The following is a 17,212-nucleotide window of genomic DNA, read 5'->3' as shown; positions in this document are numbered from 1 at the left end:
GCACGTCAGCGCAGGGCCAGCGCGGCCGTGGCCGGCGGGCTGCCTTTCAGGCGGAACGTGGCGACGGCCTCGATCAGGGCTTGCGCCTGTTCCTGCAAGCTTTCGGCCGCGGCCGCCGCCTGCTCGACCAGGGCGGCGTTCTGTTGCGTGATGTTGTCCATCTGCGTGACCGCCTGGTTGACCTCGCTGATCCCCGCGCTTTGCTCGTGGCTGGCGCTGGTGATCTCGCTCATGATGGCGGCCACCTTCTGAATCGATTCCACCACCAGCGCCATGGTGCGCCCCGCCTCGTCGACGAGCTTGCTGCCGGCATCGACCCGTTCCACGGAGGCGCCGATCAGGGTCTTGATTTCCTGGGCGGCGGCAGCACTGCGGTGGGCCAGGCTGCGCACCTCGCCGGCGACGACGGCGAAGCCGAAGCCGCGCCCCTGTTCGCCTGCCCGCGCCGCCTCGACGGCGGCGTTCAAGGCCAGGATGTTGGTCTGGAAGGCGATGCCGTCGATGACGCCGATGATGTCGGCGATCTGGCCCGAACTTTCCTTGATGGCGCCCATCGTGTTGACCACCTGGGCGACGACGGCGCCGCCCTGCACGGCGACGGCCGAGGCGGTGGCGGCCAGCTGGTTTGCCTCGCCGGCGTTGCTGGCGTTTTGCCGCACCGTCGCCGTCAGCGTTTCCATCGAACTGGCCGTTTCTTCGAGGGAACTGGCTTGCGCTTCAGTACGCGCCGACAGGTCGGCATTGCCCAGCGCGATTTCGTGCGTGGCGACCGACATTTCGCCGGTGCTGTTGCGGATGTCGCCGATCAGCCCCGTCAGGTTGGCGTTGATGGTGTTCATCGCGTGCAGCAGCACGCCGATTTCGTCGGCCCTTTCGATGACGGCATCGATGCTCAGGTCGCCGCCGGCGATCAGCTGCGCCGTGACGATCGCCTGGTCCAGGCTGCGCTTGATGTGGCGGTACACGAGGAACAGGCACAGCAGCGAAACCATGACGGACACCAGCAGCACGCCGACGGTGACGGAATAGGCCGCCATGGTGCCGCCCGTCGCCGTCTGCACGGCCGCGCTCGTGCGCTGGTCGAGCAGCGTGAGAAATTCATTCACCGGCTGCATGATCTTGCCCTTGTTGCGGTGGTATTGGGCATCGTGCATGATGGTGCGGGCCATTTCCGGGTCGGGCGCACCCTTCTTGGTAAAGTTGCCGCTGCCATCGTCGAACAAGCCCTTGACGGCGTTCATGGCGATCACCTCGGTCTTGACCAGGCCGTCGGAATTGGCCTGGGCCTCTTGCAGTTTGGCGAATTCCTGCTCGCTGAAGCCGGCTTTGCGCATCAGCTCGGCCAGTGGCACGCTGGGGCCCGTCGACGCCGGCACCGGCATGCCCGCCGCCACGAAGTCCCAGTAGATGCGCTCGTAGTGGGCGGGGCGCGGCTTCTTGCCGTTGCGGATGTCGAGGATGTCCATGTATTGCTGCTCGTAGCTGGCGTCGCCCGTGACGACGTAGGTGCGGGCCAGCCGGGTCAGGTCGTCCGAGCTTTGCCGCAATTCATCGGCCAGCAGATAGGATTGGAAGCGCGTTTCAGTGACCTGGTTCGCTTCGGCCTGTTTGGTGGCGACGCGGAACAGGGCCAGCAGGCTGACGATGGAGAGCGCCAGGCTGAGAGCCTATCCCAGTAGATGAATACATCTCCTGCTGGCGCCCCTCAGAAGCGGGGACTGCGTTGATCGTCGTTGCGTGGCTCGCCACGCGTCCTCCTCACGCCTTATCCGCGCTCCTGATGCGCGGCCAGCAGAAGACGCTCCCTACTGGGATAGGCTCTAAGCAGGAAGATGGCGGCAAAGATATTCCTGATCGACAGTTTGCTGCGCATGGCGTCCCCCGGAAGTGTGGTTGGGGCCGTTGGCGCTGCCCGCCAGATGAATATACTCCCGTCCGTACGGCATTTTTAATGCCGCACAGAAAAAAAGTGGCGCCATGCAACGGCGCCCCGTGCCTATCAAATTGCCAGTTGCTGCAGCAGGTACAGGCGCTGGTACAAACCGCCCTCGACCTGCATCAGGGCGTCGTGCGGTCCCGCTTCCGTGATGCGGCCATGGTTGAGCACGATGATACGGTCGGCCTCGCGGATGGTCGACAGGCGGTGGGCGATGGCGATGATGGTCACCTTGCCGCGCAGCTCGTTGAGGGCCAGCTGCACGATCTGCTCCGTCTGGCTATCGATGCGCGAGGTCGCTTCGTCCAGCAGCAAGATGCGCGGCTGGCCGGCCAGCGCGCGGGCAATCGCGATCAGTTGCTTCTGCCCCGACGACAGGCGCGAGCCGCCTTCGCCCAGCGGCGTATCGTAGCCGTGCTCCAGCGCGGCGATGAAGTCGTGCGCATGCGCGGCGCGCGCGGCCGTCTCGATCTGCTGCTGCGTGTAGCCGCGGCCCATGTCGATGTTTTCGCGCGCCGAGGCGGCCAGCAGGAAGGGGTCTTGCGGCACCAGGCCCACGTCGGCACGGAAGTGTTCATTGCCGATGCTGTCGAGGGCCACGCCATTGATGGCGATGCTGCCCTGCGTGACGGGGTAAAAGCGCAGCAGCAAGGACAGCAAGGTCGACTTGCCGCTGCCCGTGTGGCCGACGATGCCGAAGAACGCGCCTTGCGGTATCGTCAGCGACAGCTCGTGCAGCACCGGCTGGTTTTCCACGTAGGCGAACGTCAGGTTCTGGATGTCCACGGCGGGCACGTCGCTGCCCGCTGTCGCCTGCCGCAGGGCCGGTGTTTCCCTGCCCTGCGCGTGTTCGAGCGCCTGCGCTTCGTCGAGCAGGGCCGAGACGCGCGCCGTCGCCACCACCGACTGCTGCAACTGGCTGAACTGCATGGTGATCTGGATCAGCGGCTCGATCACGCGCGCGATATAGCTGATGAACGCATACAGCACGCCCACTTCCACGGCACCCATCTCGCGCTGGCCGAAGCTGAAGATGACGACGGCCAGCAGCACGATGTTGAGCATGTCGAGCGCGGGGCGCAGCAGCCAGGCGTTGGCGCGCAATTCCTGCATGCGCGCCGTGTAGTGGTCCTGGTTGATGCCCGTGAAGCGCGCGCCGAAGCGCTTTTCCGCGTTATTCGCCTGCAGCACGCTCATGCCGCCGATCGATTCGGCGATCTGGCCATTGATCTCGCTGCGCAGGGCGCGCGCGCGCGTGACGGCTGGCGCGCTCCAGCGCTGGTACAAAAAGACGATGAGCAGCACTGCCGGCAGCAGGGCCAGCACGATCAGCATCAAGCGCCAGTCGAGGAAAGCCATGGCGGCCATGGTGCCGACCAGCACGATGGAGCTGTCGAGGATGACGAACAGCACCTGCACGTACAGCGATTTCACGGCCTCCGTGTCGTTGGTGACCCGGCTGACCAGCTGACCCGTGATGGCGCGGTCGAAAAAACTCATCGGCAGGCGCAGCACGTGCTGGTACACGGTTTCGCGCAGGCGCTGCACCGAGCGCATGGCCAGGCCGGACAGGCGCACCAGCTGCAGATAGCGCAGGCCGGAAGCGACCCAGCCCGTCAGCAGGCAGCCGCCCAGCAGCAGCGACATGCGCGTCCAGTCCAGGTGGCGCGGCAGCAGGTGCTGGTCGATCAGGGCCTTGCCCAAAATCGGCCCCGTCACTTCCAGCGCGGCGGCGAGGATCAGCCAGAACGTGGCCCAGTATAAATGGCGCAGATCGGGCGCGGCGGCGCGGCGCAGCAGGCCGATGGCTTGCGCGGCCTGGCGGCGCACGGATGGCGTGGTGGTGGCTTGGTCGTTCTTAGATGGCATCGAGGCTGGCCTCCAGTTGTTGATAGCGCCACTGGCTGGCATACCAGCCGTCGCGCTGCATCAGCGCGTCGTGGTTGCCCGTTTCCGTGACGTGGCCGTCGCGCAGCACCAAAATCAGGTCCGCGTTGACGACGGCGCTCAGGCGGTGGCTGGCGATGATGGCGCTGCGCTCGGGGCGCTTGCGGCGCAGTTCTTCCAGGTGCTGCAGGATGCGCGTTTCCGTGCCCGTGTCGACGGCGGACAAGGCATCGTCGAGCAGCAGCAAGCCGTTGTCGGCCAAGAGTGCGCGGGCGATCGCCACGCGCTGGCGCTGGCCGCCGGACAGGGTGATGCCCTTTTCACCCACGTGCGTCTGATAACCGTCCGGGAACTGCAAAATATCGGCGTGGATGTCGGCCAGCTGCGCCGCCCGTTCCACGTCCTCGCGCGTAGCGCCGGGACGGGCCAGGGCGATATTGTCGGCGATGCTGGCGGAGAATAAAAACGACTCCTGCGGCACCCAGCTGATGGCCGCGCGCAGCGCATGCAAGGTGTAGGCGTCGAGCGGCTGCCCATTCCACGTGGCCGCGCCCGATTGCGGCGTGACCTGGCGCAGCAGCACGCGCAGCAGGGTCGACTTGCCGCTGCCCGTGGGGCCGACCAGGCCCAGGGTCTGGCCCGGCTGCAACAGCAGCGAAATGCCGGACAGCGCGGGCGCCGTCTGGCCCGCGTAGGCGAAGCCGACGTCCGTCAGTTGCAAGGGGCCGGGCGTGAGGGTGTCGATCGTGCCGTGGTCGTCGATGGCCAGCGGCGCGTCCAGCATCGGTTGCAAGCGCTGCCAGGCGGCGCGGCCCCGTTCGATCAGGGAAAGTACCCAGCCGGCGGCGAACATGGGCCAGATCAGCTGGCCCAGGTACATGGAAAAGCTCGTCAGCGCGCCGATGGTCAATTGATCGTGCCACACGAGGTAGCCGCCCAGGCCCAGGGTCAGCGCCGTGGCGGCCGTCAGGGTCAGGCCGACGGCCGGCTCATATGCCGCTTCCCAGCGCTGCGCCGTCAGGCTGGCGTTGGCCGCGTGGCCGGCCAGGGTGGAGAATTGCTGGCTGCTGCGCTCTTCCAGGCCCAGCGCGCGCAAGGTGCGCACGCCCGACAAGGATTCTTGCACATGGTCGTTCAGCGCGGAAAAGCGCTTTAAGGAATCCGTCGACGCCGTGTGGATATGGCTGGAAATGCGCCAGAAGGCCAGTCCCATCAAGGGGAAGGGCAGCAAGGCGATGCAGGCCAGGCGCCAGTCCACGCCCAGCAGCATGATGCCCAGCACCATCAGCAAGGTCAAGGTGCCGTCGAAGCCGGCCAGCATGGCTTCGCCGGCGGCCATTTCGATGGCGTCGATGTCGTTGGTCGCCAGCGCCATCAGGTCGCCCGTGCGCTGGTTCTGGTAAAACGACGCGCCCTGCTGCGACATGCGCGTGTAGAAGCGCGTGCGCAGCATCACGCCCAGCTGGTAGGCGGCCTTGAACAGGGTGATGCGCCAGCCCACGCGCAGGAAGTAGATGACGACGCCGACGGCGAGCAGGGTCAGCAGCTCAAGCCACAGTTCGGCCGCCGTCATGCGGTGCGCGGCCAGCGCGTCGATGATGGCGCCCACGCGGCGCGGGATCCAGACGGTCAGTGTTGCCACGCCTGTCAGCATGACGGCAGCGGCGGCATACGCCGGCCAATGCTGACGCACGAAGCCGGCGATGAGCCTCGATAAACTCATGGTTACCTTTTGTTTTGAATAATGGGGTGTCGCGGGGCGGAAGGACGGGCACGCGGACGGAAAGTACGCGTAGGATACAACAAGGCGGAAAAGCGCGCTGTGGACGGGCACGCAAAAAACGGGCCGTAGCCCGTTGTTTTGCTGCCTCAGTGGCGTGCGCGAGGCTTACTTGCGGCCGCTGCCGCTGCCGCTGCCTTTGCCACCACCCAGCATGTCGAGCTGTTTCGATGGCGTGCCTTTGGGCGCTGCCTTGGCTGCCGGCTTGGCGGCTGGGGCAGGCGCATGCTTCACGGCAGCCTTGGCTACAGTCTTGCCGGCGGCGCTGGCCGGTTTGGCGACTGGTTTGCTAGAAGGAAATGGTTTTGCGGCCGGTTTGGCCGGTGCTGGCGCGGCGGCTTTCGCTGGTGCAGGAGCAGGTGCGACTGCAGCTGCGGGCTTGGCCGCTTCCGGCTTGGCTGCCGGTTTGGCCGCCGGCTTGGCTTCCACCGCTTTCACGGCGGGCTTGTCGGCGGCCTTCTCGGCAACCTTGGCAGGCGCTGCTTCTGGTTTGGCTGCCGGAGCTGCAACAGGGGCGGGTGCTGCCTTGGCGACAGGCTTGGCCACTTCGGCAGGCTTGGCGGCAACGGGCGCTGGCGCAGCAACGGGAGCGGCAGGCGCAGGCGCGGCGGCAGGGACAGCCGCGGCTTCGTCAAGGCGGGCCTTGGCCGAAGCCAGCAATTCAGCCTGGGTGCTCGAGGCGATGCCGAACAGCTGGCGGCTGTAGGCCAGCACGCTTTCGATATTCGGCTGCGCCTGGCTGCTGCTGTAGCTGAAGAAGTCGCGCGGGTCCTGCGTTGCCAGCAGGTGCTGCGCCGTTTCTGCCGTGTGCGACAGGGCGGCCTTGCCTGCGTTCAAGTTCAGCGCGATGATTTTCTCGGCGCTTTCAAAGACTTTGCTGGTCAGGGTGCTGAAGATTTGCAACTGGCTTTCCAGTTGCGACTTGGCGGCGCTGGAAATTTGTTCTGGAAGCGGAAACATATTTACTCCTTTGTACGGATTAAAATGCTGGCAAAACGCTCTGCAAAATCCCGAAAACCAGAGTTGGCCGCGTTTTGTAAAGTGGGTAGCGCGCTAAAAGCTGATTATGGACTTTTTATGATGCAACGCAATATGAATATTCTAGCGGTGATTCGAGTTAGTTGAAAGCTATTTTCTCAAGGGCGTGCGCCGCGGGCTTGCCGCATTTCCGCGCCTGCCAGCATTTGCCGGAAGTTTGCGCGCGCGCAAAGCGTTGCCAAGAAATCTATGGCTACGCTTTTGCCAGTGCGTATATTCTTGCACTGCAACATTCTTGAGAAAAATACGATGACAATGCACTGGAAACACCAGGCACCGCAGTCAACCGAAGGAGTGTCCGCATGGACTTAGTCATCCGCAATGCCAGCCTTCCCGACGGGCGCCGCGCCATCGATATCGCCATCGAGGGCGGCCGCATCGCCGCCGTCGGCCCCGCCTTGCCCGTGGCGGGCGCGCAAGAGATCGACGCCGCCGGCGACCTGGTCACGCCGCCGTTCGTCGACGCGCACTTCCACATGGACGCCACGCTGAGCTACGGCTTGCCGCGCGTGAATGCGTCCGGCACCCTGCTCGAAGGCATCGCCCTGTGGGGAGAATTGAAACCGCAGCTGACGCAGGACGCGCTGGTGCAACGCGCCCTGCAGTATTGCGACTGGGCCGTGGCGCGGGGACTGCTGACCATCCGCTCGCACGTCGATATCTGCGATCCGCGCCTGCTGGCCGTCGAAGCGCTGCTCGACGTCAAGCGGCAGGTGGCGCCGTATCTCGACCTGCAGCTGGTGGCCTTTCCGCAGGACGGCATTCTGCGCAGTCCCGGCGCCTTTGACAATTTAAAGCGCGCCATTGCCATGGGCGTCGACGTGGTCGGCGGCATTCCCCATTTCGAGCGCACCATGGCCGACGGTGCCGAATCGGTGCGCCTGCTGTGCGAATTCGCCTGCGAGCGGGGCCTGATGGTCGACATGCACTGCGACGAGTCGGACGACCCGCTGTCGCGCCACATCGAAACCCTGGCCTTCCACAGCCAGCGCCTTGGCATGCAGGGCAGGGTGACGGGCTCGCACCTGACGTCCATGCATTCGATGGACAATTATTATGTGAGCAAGCTGCTGCCGCTGATCCGCGAGGCGGGCGTGGCGGCCATTGCCAACCCCCTCATCAACATCACCCTGCAGGCGCGCCACGACACGTATCCGAAGCGGCGCGGCATGACGCGCGTGCCCGAGATGCTGGCCGCCGGCATCCCCGTCGCCTTTGGCCACGACTGCGTGATGGACCCGTGGTACAGCCTCGGCTCGGGCGACATGCTGGAAGTGGCGCACATGGGTTTGCACGTGGCGCAGATGACGGGCCAGCAAGCGATGCACGACTGCTTCCTGGCAGTGACGGAAACGCCGGCGACCATCCTGGGCCTGGACGGCTACGGCATCGCGCCCGGCTGCCATGCGGACTTGCTGATCCTCGATTGCAGCAGCACCGTGGAAGCGCTGCGCCTGCGCGCGGCGCGGCGCCTGGTACTGCGGCGCGGGAAAATCATCAGCGAGGCGCCGCGCGCGCAATCGCGCCTGCACTTGCCGGGCCGGCCAGATAGCGTGAATTTCCGCCTGGGGCGCTGATACAATCGTCCATCATTTGTTATCGGGAGCACCGCCTTGAAAGAAATTGACATCCGCCCGGCCCAGGAAGCCGACTTCGACGCCATGTGGCCGATTTTCCAGACCCTGGTGGCCGCTGGCGATACCTACACCTTCCCCGCCGATACCACGCGTGAAGCATGCCACGCCTACTGGTTCGGCCCCGGCGTGCAAAGCTATGTCGCCGTGATGGGCAGCGAACGCTTGCTGGGCATGTACAAGCTGGTGGCGAACCAGCCGGGGCATGGATCGCACGTGGCCAATGCCTCGTTCATGGTCGATCCGGCCGCGCAGGGCGTGGGCGTGGGGCGCATGATGGGCGTGCACTGCATGGAAGAAGCGCGCCGCGCGGGCTACCTGGCGATGCAGTTCAACTTCGTCGTCAGCACCAACCTGGGCGCCGTCACCCTGTGGAAAAAGCTGGGCTTTGGCATCGTCGCTACCCTGCCGCTGGCCTTCCGCCACGCGCAGCTGGGCTATGTCGATGCCTATGTGATGTACCAGCTGCTGACCGATCCGATGCAGTGGCCGGCATGAGCGGCGCCGTGACGGAATCGATCATCGTCATCGAGACCCCCCGCCTGCGCCTGCGCACCTTCACGCCCGAAGACGCGCCGTTCTACCTGGCGCTGATCAATGAGCCATCGTGGATCGCCAATATCGGCGACCGCAACATCCATACCGTGGCTGCGGCGCGCGCGGCGCTGGAAGCCGGTCCGATGGCGCAGTTCCGCGAGCATGGCTATTGCTTTTACATTATCGAGCGCCGCAGCGACGGCGTGGCCATCGGCATGGGCGGCATGATACGCCGCGACAGCCTGCCCGGTCCCGACATCGGCTACGCCATGCTGCCCGCCTACTGGGGCCAGGGTTATGCCTGGGAGGCGACGGCGGCCATCGTGCGGCATGCCCGGCACACGCTGCGCATCCCCACCCTGTACGGCATCACCTCGCCGCAGAACCAGGCGTCGATCAATTTGCTCAATAAACTGGGCTTGCGCTTCGAGCGCTTCTCGCGCCTGCCGCCGACGGGCAAGGATACGAATATCTATCGCAAGGATTTTCGCCAGCATGGTTGAACGCGCTGGCTGGCGCGTATCGGCAAAGTGTGAAAAAGTATGCGGAAAGGCGTGCTGCCGGCGGCGCCGGGCGATTACCATAACGTGAAATCGCCGCCATGCGCGGGCGCCCATTCACTTTTCATGGAACCATCGTGACCTATCTCGGTATCGATATCGGCACTTCCGAAGTCAAGGCCATCCTGACCGACGACGCGCAAACCATCCTCGCCAGCAGCGGCGTGACCCTGCGCGTGTCGAGCCCCCGTCCCGGCTGGTCGGAGCAGAACCCCGAAGACTGGTGGCAGGCCACGCTGGACGTGATCGCGGCCATCCGCAGCGCCCAGCCGCTGGCGTTTTCCGGTTTGCGCGGCATCGCGCTGTCTGGCCAGATGCATGGCGCCACCTTGCTCGACAAGCAGCAGCACGTGCTGCGCCCGGCCATTTTGTGGAACGATACGCGCGCCTTTGCCGAGTGCGTGGAACTGGAAGCGCTGGTGCCCGGGTCGCGCGCCATCACGGGCAACCAGGCCATGCCCGGCTTCACGGCGCCCAAGCTGCTGTGGCTGCAAAAATACGAGCCGTCGCTGTTTCGCGCCATCCGTAAAGTCTTGCTGCCCAAGGATTACGTGGCGCTGCGCCTGACGGGCGATTATGTATCCGACATGTCCGACGCCTCCGGCACCCTGTGGCTGGACGTGGCCAAACGCGACTGGTCCGAGCGCATGCTGGCGGCAACAAGCCTGTCGCGCGAACACATGCCGCGCCTGGTCGAAGGCAGCCATGCCGCCGCACAGGTGCGGCCCTCGCTGTGCCAGGAATGGGGCATCGCGCATGCGGTGCTGCTGGCCGGCGGCGCGGGCGACAATGCCGCCGCCGCCGTGGGCCTGGGCGTGGTGGAGCCGGGCGCCGGCCTGCTGTCGCTGGGCACCTCCGGCGTGCTGTTCGCGGGCAGTGATGGCTTCGCGCCCAATCCTGGCCAGGGCGTGCACGCGTTCTGCCATTGCCTGCCCGGGCGCTGGCACCAGATGAGCGTGATCCTCAGCGCAGCGTCCAGCCTGAATTGGGTGGCGCGGCTGACGCAGTCGTCCGACATCGGAGAGTTGGTGACGCTGGCCGAAGGCGTGGAAGCGCGCACGGCGCCGATCTTTTTGCCCTACCTGAGCGGCGAGCGCACGCCGCACAACGACGCCTCCGCACGCGGCGTGTTTTTCGGCCTGTCGACGGAACATGGGCGCGCCGAACTGGCCTACAGCGTGATGGAAGGCGTGGCCTTTGCCATGGCCGACGGCAATGCGGCCCTGCGCAGCGCCGGCACGCACCTGGAAGACGCGTCGTTCGTCGGTGGCGGTTCGCGCAGCCGCTTCTGGGCGCAGCTGTGCGCGAATGCCTCGGGCCTGAACGTGCTGCGGCACGACCATGGCGTGGCCGGCGGCACCCTCGGCGCGGCGCGCCTGGCGCAGATGGCGGTGACGGGCTTGTCGCCCGCGCAGGTGTGCACGCGCCCGCCCGTGCAGGAAACGATCGCGCCGCAAGCGTGCGCCGTGCTCGACGAGCGGCTGGCGCGCTACCGGCGTTTGTACCGGCTGCTGCGCGAAGAGTTTGCGGGCGCGGCCGCGGCGGCGCGCTAGTGCTGCCAACAAGATTGCCGGCCCGACCATGCTGCGAGCCCGGCAATATGGCCAGACAATCAACCTTCCCGTGTAATTTGTTGTTTCTGTGTTGAAAGTGTTTCTCTAGCGAAAGCACCGCTTGGTTTTTCGCGGGGCGCGCCGCATGATTTCCCTGTTTGGTGAGAATTGGATAGTTTTGGTGGCGCCTTTGTTGCCATCCTGTTCTTGCCGCCAGGAGAAATACATGCAACTTGCGAATCTGAAAATCTCTGTCCGCCTGGGTCTGTTGGGCGCCTTCTTCTTCCTTGCGCTGGTGTTCGTGGGCGTGCGTGGCTGGAGCGCGCTCGACGCGGCCAGTGCGCGCAGCGCCGAGGCCATGCAGCGCTCCGTGGCCCTGACGGAAGCGGTCGACGCGGCGCGCAGCGCGCAGGTGGAATTCAAGATCCAGGTGCAGGAATGGAAAAACATCCTGCTGCGCGGCGGCGATGCGGCCGCCTTCCGGCGCTACCGCGAAGCGTTTGTTGGCAGCGGCGCGCAGACGCGCAAGGAATTGAAAAGCCTGCAGGCGATGATGGGGGCGCTGGGGCTCGACACGGCGCCCGTGCAGCAGGCGCTGCAAGCGCACGACGCGCTGGGCGTGAGCTACCTGGCGGCGCTGCAGCAGTATGACGGCGCGCGCGCCGATAGCGCCCACGTGGTCGATGCGCTGGTCAAGGGCATGGACCGCGAACCGACGCGCCAGATCGACGCCATCGTCGCCACGATCGGCAAGCAGTCGCACAGCCTGATGGCGCAGATGAAGGAGCAGGACGCCAGCGCCCACCGCAGCGCCAGCATCGCCATGCTGGTCACGGTGCTGGTGACCCTGGTGGTGGGGTCTATCACCGTGTGGTGGCTGATCCGCAGCATCACGGTGCCGCTGGGCGCGGCCGTCGGCATAGCCCAGCAGGTGGCGGCGGGCGACTTGCGCGCCGTGGTGGCCGACAGCAGCCGCGATGAAATCGGCGACCTGCTGCGGGCCTTGAAGGCGATGAGCGGCAACCTGGCCGACATCGTGGGACGGGTGCGCGCCGGCACGGACGCCATCGCCACGGCGTCGGGCGAAATCGCCAGCGGCAACATGGATCTGTCGTCGCGCACGGAAGAACAAGCCAGTTCGCTGGAAGAGACGGCCGCTTCGATGATCGAGCTGACCTCCACCGTGCGGCAGAATAACGACAACGCGGACCAGGCGCGCCAGCTGGCCGGCGGCGCATCCGATGTGGCGCAGCGCGGCGGCGAGGCCGTGGCGCAGGTGGTGCAGACCATGAACCATATCAACGCCTCGTCCAAGCGCATCGTCGACATCATCGCCGTCATCGACGGCATCGCCTTCCAGACGAATATCCTGGCCCTGAATGCGGCCGTGGAAGCGGCGCGCGCGGGCGAGCAGGGACGCGGCTTCGCCGTCGTGGCCACCGAGGTGCGCAGCCTGGCGCACAGGTCGGCCGCGGCGGCCTTGGAAATCAAGCAGCTGATCGGCGAATCCGTGCGCACGGTGGAAGAAGGCAGCGTGCTGGCGGGCCAGGCGGGGCGCACGATGGACGATGTGGTCAGCAGCGTGCAGCGCGTGAACGCCATCATCGGCGAGATCGCCATAGCCAGCGTGGAACAGCGCGATGGCATCGAGCAGATCAGCATCGCCATCAGCCAGATGGATGGCGTGACGCAGCAGAATGCGGCCCTGGTGGAGCAGGCCGCCGCCGCCGCGGACGCGCTGCAGCAGCAGGCGGCCAGCCTGGCCGACGCCGTCAGCATCTTCAAACTGCATGCCGTTCCCGGCGTGGCCGCGCCGGCCCGGAGACTGTCGCTGACTTGACGCAGGCCCGCCCCGCGCCGCTTGATGCCAGTCAAGCGGCGTCCGATCAGGCAAATATCGCGCTGAAATTCTTATACTATTTCCTTTCCGCATGGATCTGCGCCCGGCCGCATGGCGCGCGTTGCAAAGGAAAACCATGTTCCGTACTTTCCGCCTGCCGGGTGACGCATGACGGCGCTGCTGCTGGCGCTGTGCCTGACCCTGGCCGTGGTGCTCGCCGTGCTGCTGGCCTGTCAGTGGCAGGCGGCGCGCATGTGGCGCATGCGCCATGCGACGGGCGTGGTGCTGCAGGCGGCGCAGGCGCAGCGCATGGCAGATGCGCTGGCGCTGCTGCACGCGCTGCCGGCAGCCGTCGTCGGCACCGACCACGATGGCGTGGTGCAGTACCTCAATCCCCGCGCCAGCGCGATGGGCGGCCGGCTGGGCGACGATGGCCTGGGCCAGCCTGTGACCGAGCTGCTGCCGCTGTTCCATGACGGCGCGCCCGTCGATGCGGCGCGCCAGGTGCGCGATTGCGTGGCGCGCCAGGAAGTGCTGGAAGTGGCGCGCGGCGCCGTGCTGCTGCGCCATCTCGATGGCAAGCGCATCGACGTGCAGTACAGCTGCGCGCCGCTGGCGCAGGGCGGCGCGGTGCTGCTGCTGCACGATGTGTCGGCGCGCCGGCGCGCCGAGCAGCAGCTGGAATTCATCGCCCACCACGACGGCTTGACGGGGCTGCCGAACCGGCTGCATTTCCAGATCCGCTTCGAGCACGGCATCGCCTACGCGCGCCGCCACCAGGGCTTGCTGGCCGTGCTGTTCGTCGACATCGACCGCTTCAAGTCCATCAACGACAGCCTGGGGCACGACGTGGGCGACCAGGTGCTGACGGAGTTCGCGCGCCGGGTGCAGCAGTGCGTGCGCAAGGTCGACACGGTGGCGCGCCAGGGCGGCGATGAATTCATCATCCTGCTGACGGAACTGCGCACGGCGCACGATGCCGAGCGGGTGGCCGAAAAGATCGTCGCCGCCATCGCCGCGCCCTTCGTCATCGGCGAATACAGCCTGTCGGTGGCAGCCAGCGTGGGCGTGGCCCTGTACCCGGACGATGACGACGACGTCAATGCGCTGATCGAGAAGGCCGACCTGGCCATGTACGCGGCCAAGCGCCACGCGCCCGGTACCTGCCTGCGCTACGCGCCGCGCATGCAGACGCAGTCGTATTCGCGCACCATCCTCGAGACGGCGCTGCGCCATGCGCTCGAACGCAACGAATTCGCCCTGTTCTACCAGCCGCGCATGGACCTGAAGACGCGCACGATCACGGGCGTGAAGGCGCTGCTGCGCTGGAAGCACCCGGAACTGGGACTGATGATGCCGCTCGACTTTTTGCCGGTGCTGGAGGAAAGCGCCTTGATCCTGCCGGTGGGGGCCTGGGTGCTGGCCACGGCGGTGGAACAGGCACGCAGCTGGATCGCGCAGGGGCAGATGCTGACGGTGTCCGTCAGCCTGTCGGCGCGCCAGTTCTACCAGCGCGATATCGCGCGCAATTTCGCCGCCGCGCTGGAGGCGGCCGGCGTGCCGGGACATTGCATCGAACTGGAAATCGCCGCCGGCATCCTGATCGACCGCAACCAGAACTGCGAACTGATACTGCGCCAGTTCCGCCAGCTGGGCATGGCGATTTCCATCAGCGATTTCGGCACGGGCGACGCGTCGCTCAATTACCTGAAACGCTTTCCTACGGATGCCGTGAAGATCGAAAAGTGTTTCGTCGACGACCTGGGCAAGTCCGGTGGCGACGGCGCCATGGTGCGCGCCATCGTGGCGATGGCGCGCACGCTCGGACTGCGCACCATTGCCGGCGGCGTGGAAAGCGGCGAGCAGCTGGAACTGCTCGCCGAGATGGGCTGCGACGAGGCCTTCGGCTATTTTCTGGGCCGCGCCATGGCGCCCGAGGGCATCGAGGTGCTGCTCAAAACGAGTGAAGTCATTCAGAGCTGATAGCGCAGCGACAGCATGGCGTTGCGCGGATCGCCGTAGTAGCCGCCCATGCCCGTCGAGTAGTACTTCTTGTCGAAGACATTGTTGACGTTCAGGGTCGCCAGCAGCTGCTTGCTGACCTGGTACTGCGCCATCAGTCCCGCCACCGCATACGCTTTCTGCGTGAAGCGTTCGCCGTTCGGTCCGCGGTCATCCATGTAGATATCGCTCTGCCAGTTCACGCCGCCGCCCAGCACCAGGCCCGGCACGCCCTGCGCCAGGCGCCAGGTGCTCCACAGCTTGGCCATGCTCTGCGGCTGGTTGGTCTGGATGCGCGCGCCAGCGGCGTTGCGGATGCGGCTGTAGGCATAGCTGGCCGTCAGTTGCCAGTCGGGGCGCAGCTGGCCCGAGACTTCCGCCTCGAAGCCGCGCGTGGTGGCGCCTTTCACCGTGTGATAGGCGTAGGAACCGCCGCCCGTGCCGATGATCCAGACATTGCCCGGATCGGCTTCGGCCAGGTTTTCCTGCTTCAGCTGGAAGAGGGCGGCGCTGGTGGTGAGCTTGCCGCCGAAGAATTCGCCCTTGGCGCCCACTTCGTAGTTCTTGCCTTCCAGCGGCGCCAGGAAGCGGCTGTTGACGTCGCGCTGGCTTTGCGGCGTGAAGATGCTGGTGTAGCTGGCGTAGGCCGACCAGTGCTGGCCCAGGTCGTAGACGAGGCCCGCATACGGCGTGATCTTGCCGTTTTCGCGCATCGCGTCGTACAGGTCCGTGTCATTGAAATAGTCGCTGCGGATGTCGCGCTTCCAGTACGACAGGCGCGCGCCGAGGATTACCGACAGCGCATCCGTCGGGCGCAGGCGCAGGGTCGAATACAGGCCGCTTTCCCGTTCCTTGTCGTACGAACTGCCCAGGCGCGTGCCGCTGTAATCGGGCACCGGCATGGCGCCATTCCAGGCGTGGATATTCGGCACCGTATGGTTATAGCCATCGAGGCGCCAGCCCGGATAGATGGGGCCATTCGTCTTGAGTTCCGAGGCGCTCAGGCCCAGCACCAGTTCGTGCTGGCGGCCTAAGGCCTGGAACGGGCCGCTGACGTAGGCATCGAGCGAGGTCTGTTGCGGCTTGCTGTGCCAGTTGGCCAGCCACAGCTGCATGCCGCCGCCCGTCACGCGGTCAGGGTAGCCGTTGCCGGAAAAGCCCTGCAAGGCGTCGTACTGGTTGCTGCTGCGGCTGACGGCCACCCTGGCGATCCAGTCGTTGTCGAAATAATGGTCGAGCGTGGCGAACAGCATGCTCTGTTCGCGGTCATACGTGCTCCACGCGGCCGTGCCGTTCATCGAGCGGGGGAAGCGCGTCTGCGAGCCGTCGGCGTAGAACATGGGGAATTCGCGGCCCGCGCCCTTGAGCTTTTCCTTCTGGTAGTTGATGCCGGCGCTGAGCACCGTCGATGGCGTCAGGTCCGCTTCGACGATGGCGTACAGCACGTCCTTCTTCTGCTGGTAGCGGTCGATGAACGAGCGCTGGTCTTCATGCGCGGCGACGACGCGCGCGCGCACCTTGCCGTCCGCCGTCAAGGGCGTCGAGACATCGCCTTCGATGCGGTAGCGGTCCCACGAACCGAGCTGCGCGCCGGCCGTGGCGGCAAAGCTGCGGCCCGGGCGCTTGCGCACCAGGTTGACGGCGGCCGACGGGCTGCCCGTGCCGCTGATCAGGCCAGTGGCGCCGCGGATGATTTCGACCCTGTCGTAGATGGCCATGTCGTAGGTGCGCGCTTCCAGGCTCTTGCTGGTCGGGATGCCGTCGAACATGTACGACGTCACTTCGAAGCCGCGCGAGAACACCTGGTCGTATTCGCGCGTGCTCGACGAATGGTCGACCGTGATGCCGGGCGCCTGCACCAGCACGTCCTGCAAGGTGCGCAAGCCCTGGTCGTCGATCTGCTGGCGCGTGATGACGCTGACCGCCTGCGGCGTTTCGCGCAGCGACAGGTTCAAACGCGTGGCGCTGGTCAGGCCCGCGTAGCCGCGCTTGCCTTCCGTGGTGCCGTCGCGCAGGGCGCTGGAGCTGACGGCGACTTCACCCAAGGTGGCGGCGATCGGCGCGCCGGACGATGTTGCGCCGGCCTTGCGCAGCACGTAGCTGCGTTCTCCGCTGGGCAGCGCTTCCAGTCCCGTGCCGGCCAGCAGGCGGGCCAGTGCCTGCGGCACCGTGTAGCTGCCGTTCAGGCCTGGCGTGCGTACGCCTTGCAGCAGTTCGGCCGCCGCGCCCACGCTCACTTTTGCTTCGATGGCAAAGCTGGCGATGGCGGCCGACAGCTCGCCGGCCGGCACGTGGAAGGACGTTTGCGCGGCGGCTGGCGCGGTGGCATCGGCCGCCATGGCCGGCGCCTGCGCCAGCGACAGCAGGATCACGGCGCTGCCGATGGCGCGCGCGAGGGGAGTCAAATGGGGTGGGTGCATGGTGTGGCCTTTCCGGTGGATGTCGT

11 protein-coding genes are annotated in these 17,212 nt (G+C 66.2%); 6 read left to right on the top strand and 5 right to left on the bottom strand.

What is annotated here, in order from left to right; translation table 11 throughout:
* Positions 1 to 5: 5 nt before the first annotated feature.
* From CLU91_RS11560 to CLU91_RS11545, 4 genes are all read right to left on the bottom strand, one after another.
* Positions 6 to 1,658 (bottom strand): methyl-accepting chemotaxis protein, encoded by a 1,653-nt coding sequence (locus tag CLU91_RS11560; RefSeq protein ID WP_100874268.1) that lies wholly within the window; start codon positions 1,656 to 1,658, stop codon positions 6 to 8.
* Positions 1,659 to 1,999: 341 nt separating this feature from the next.
* Positions 2,000 to 3,805 (bottom strand): ABC transporter ATP-binding protein, encoded by a 1,806-nt coding sequence (locus CLU91_RS11555; protein ID WP_100874267.1) that lies wholly within the window; start codon positions 3,803 to 3,805, stop codon positions 2,000 to 2,002.
* Positions 3,795 to 5,546 carry an ABC transporter ATP-binding protein gene (locus CLU91_RS11550; protein ID WP_100874266.1) on the bottom strand — a complete coding sequence of 584 codons (1,752 nt, stop codon included), beginning with the start codon at positions 5,544 to 5,546 and terminating at the stop codon, positions 3,795 to 3,797. The genes CLU91_RS11555 and CLU91_RS11550 overlap by 11 nt, the downstream gene beginning before the upstream one ends.
* Before the next feature lie 165 nt (positions 5,547 to 5,711).
* On the bottom strand, positions 5,712 to 6,563 hold the full coding sequence (locus CLU91_RS11545; RefSeq protein ID WP_100874265.1) for a phasin family protein: 852 nt from the start codon (positions 6,561 to 6,563) through the stop codon (positions 5,712 to 5,714).
* 380 nt (positions 6,564 to 6,943) lie between these two features.
* Here CLU91_RS11545 and CLU91_RS11540 point away from each other — a divergent pair, with 380 nt between their 5' ends.
* The 6 genes from CLU91_RS11540 to CLU91_RS11515 all read left to right on the top strand — a co-directional run bounded on the left by CLU91_RS11540 (position 6,944) and on the right by CLU91_RS11515 (position 14,748).
* Positions 6,944 to 8,218: an amidohydrolase family protein gene (locus CLU91_RS11540; RefSeq protein WP_100874264.1), complete on the top strand. Its 1,275-nt coding sequence runs from the start codon at positions 6,944 to 6,946 to the stop codon at positions 8,216 to 8,218.
* A gap of 36 nt (positions 8,219 to 8,254) precedes the next feature.
* Positions 8,255 to 8,773 (top strand): GNAT family N-acetyltransferase, encoded by a 519-nt coding sequence (locus CLU91_RS11535; RefSeq protein WP_100874263.1) that lies wholly within the window; start codon positions 8,255 to 8,257, stop codon positions 8,771 to 8,773.
* Entirely contained in the window at positions 8,770 to 9,315 is a 546-nt protein-coding gene (locus tag CLU91_RS11530; RefSeq protein ID WP_232730708.1) for a GNAT family N-acetyltransferase, read from the top strand. Before CLU91_RS11535 ends, CLU91_RS11530 begins: the two co-directional genes overlap by 4 nt.
* A gap of 134 nt (positions 9,316 to 9,449) precedes the next feature.
* On the top strand, positions 9,450 to 10,925 hold the full coding sequence (xylB, locus tag CLU91_RS11525) for a xylulokinase (RefSeq protein ID WP_100874262.1): 1,476 nt from the start codon (positions 9,450 to 9,452) through the stop codon (positions 10,923 to 10,925).
* A 226-nt stretch (positions 10,926 to 11,151) separates the two neighbouring features.
* Positions 11,152 to 12,765: a methyl-accepting chemotaxis protein gene (locus tag CLU91_RS11520; protein ID WP_100874261.1), complete on the top strand. Its 1,614-nt coding sequence runs from the start codon at positions 11,152 to 11,154 to the stop codon at positions 12,763 to 12,765.
* Between the two features lie 168 nt (positions 12,766 to 12,933).
* Entirely contained in the window at positions 12,934 to 14,748 is a 1,815-nt protein-coding gene (locus CLU91_RS11515; protein WP_100874260.1) for a putative bifunctional diguanylate cyclase/phosphodiesterase, read from the top strand.
* Here CLU91_RS11515 and CLU91_RS11510 read toward each other — a convergent pair.
* Positions 14,739 to 17,186, bottom strand: a complete 2,448-nt coding sequence (locus tag CLU91_RS11510; protein ID WP_157814679.1) for a TonB-dependent siderophore receptor — start codon at positions 17,184 to 17,186, stop codon at positions 14,739 to 14,741. The two genes, CLU91_RS11515 and CLU91_RS11510, sit on opposite strands and share 10 nt — an antisense overlap.
* Positions 17,187 to 17,212 lie beyond the last annotated feature (26 nt).

This window comes from Janthinobacterium sp. 64 (assembly GCF_002813325.1).
Lineage (GTDB): Bacteria > Pseudomonadota > Gammaproteobacteria > Burkholderiales > Burkholderiaceae_D > Janthinobacterium.
Note: the sequence above shows the minus strand (reverse complement) of the source record. Positions and strands in the feature narration are given on the sequence as shown.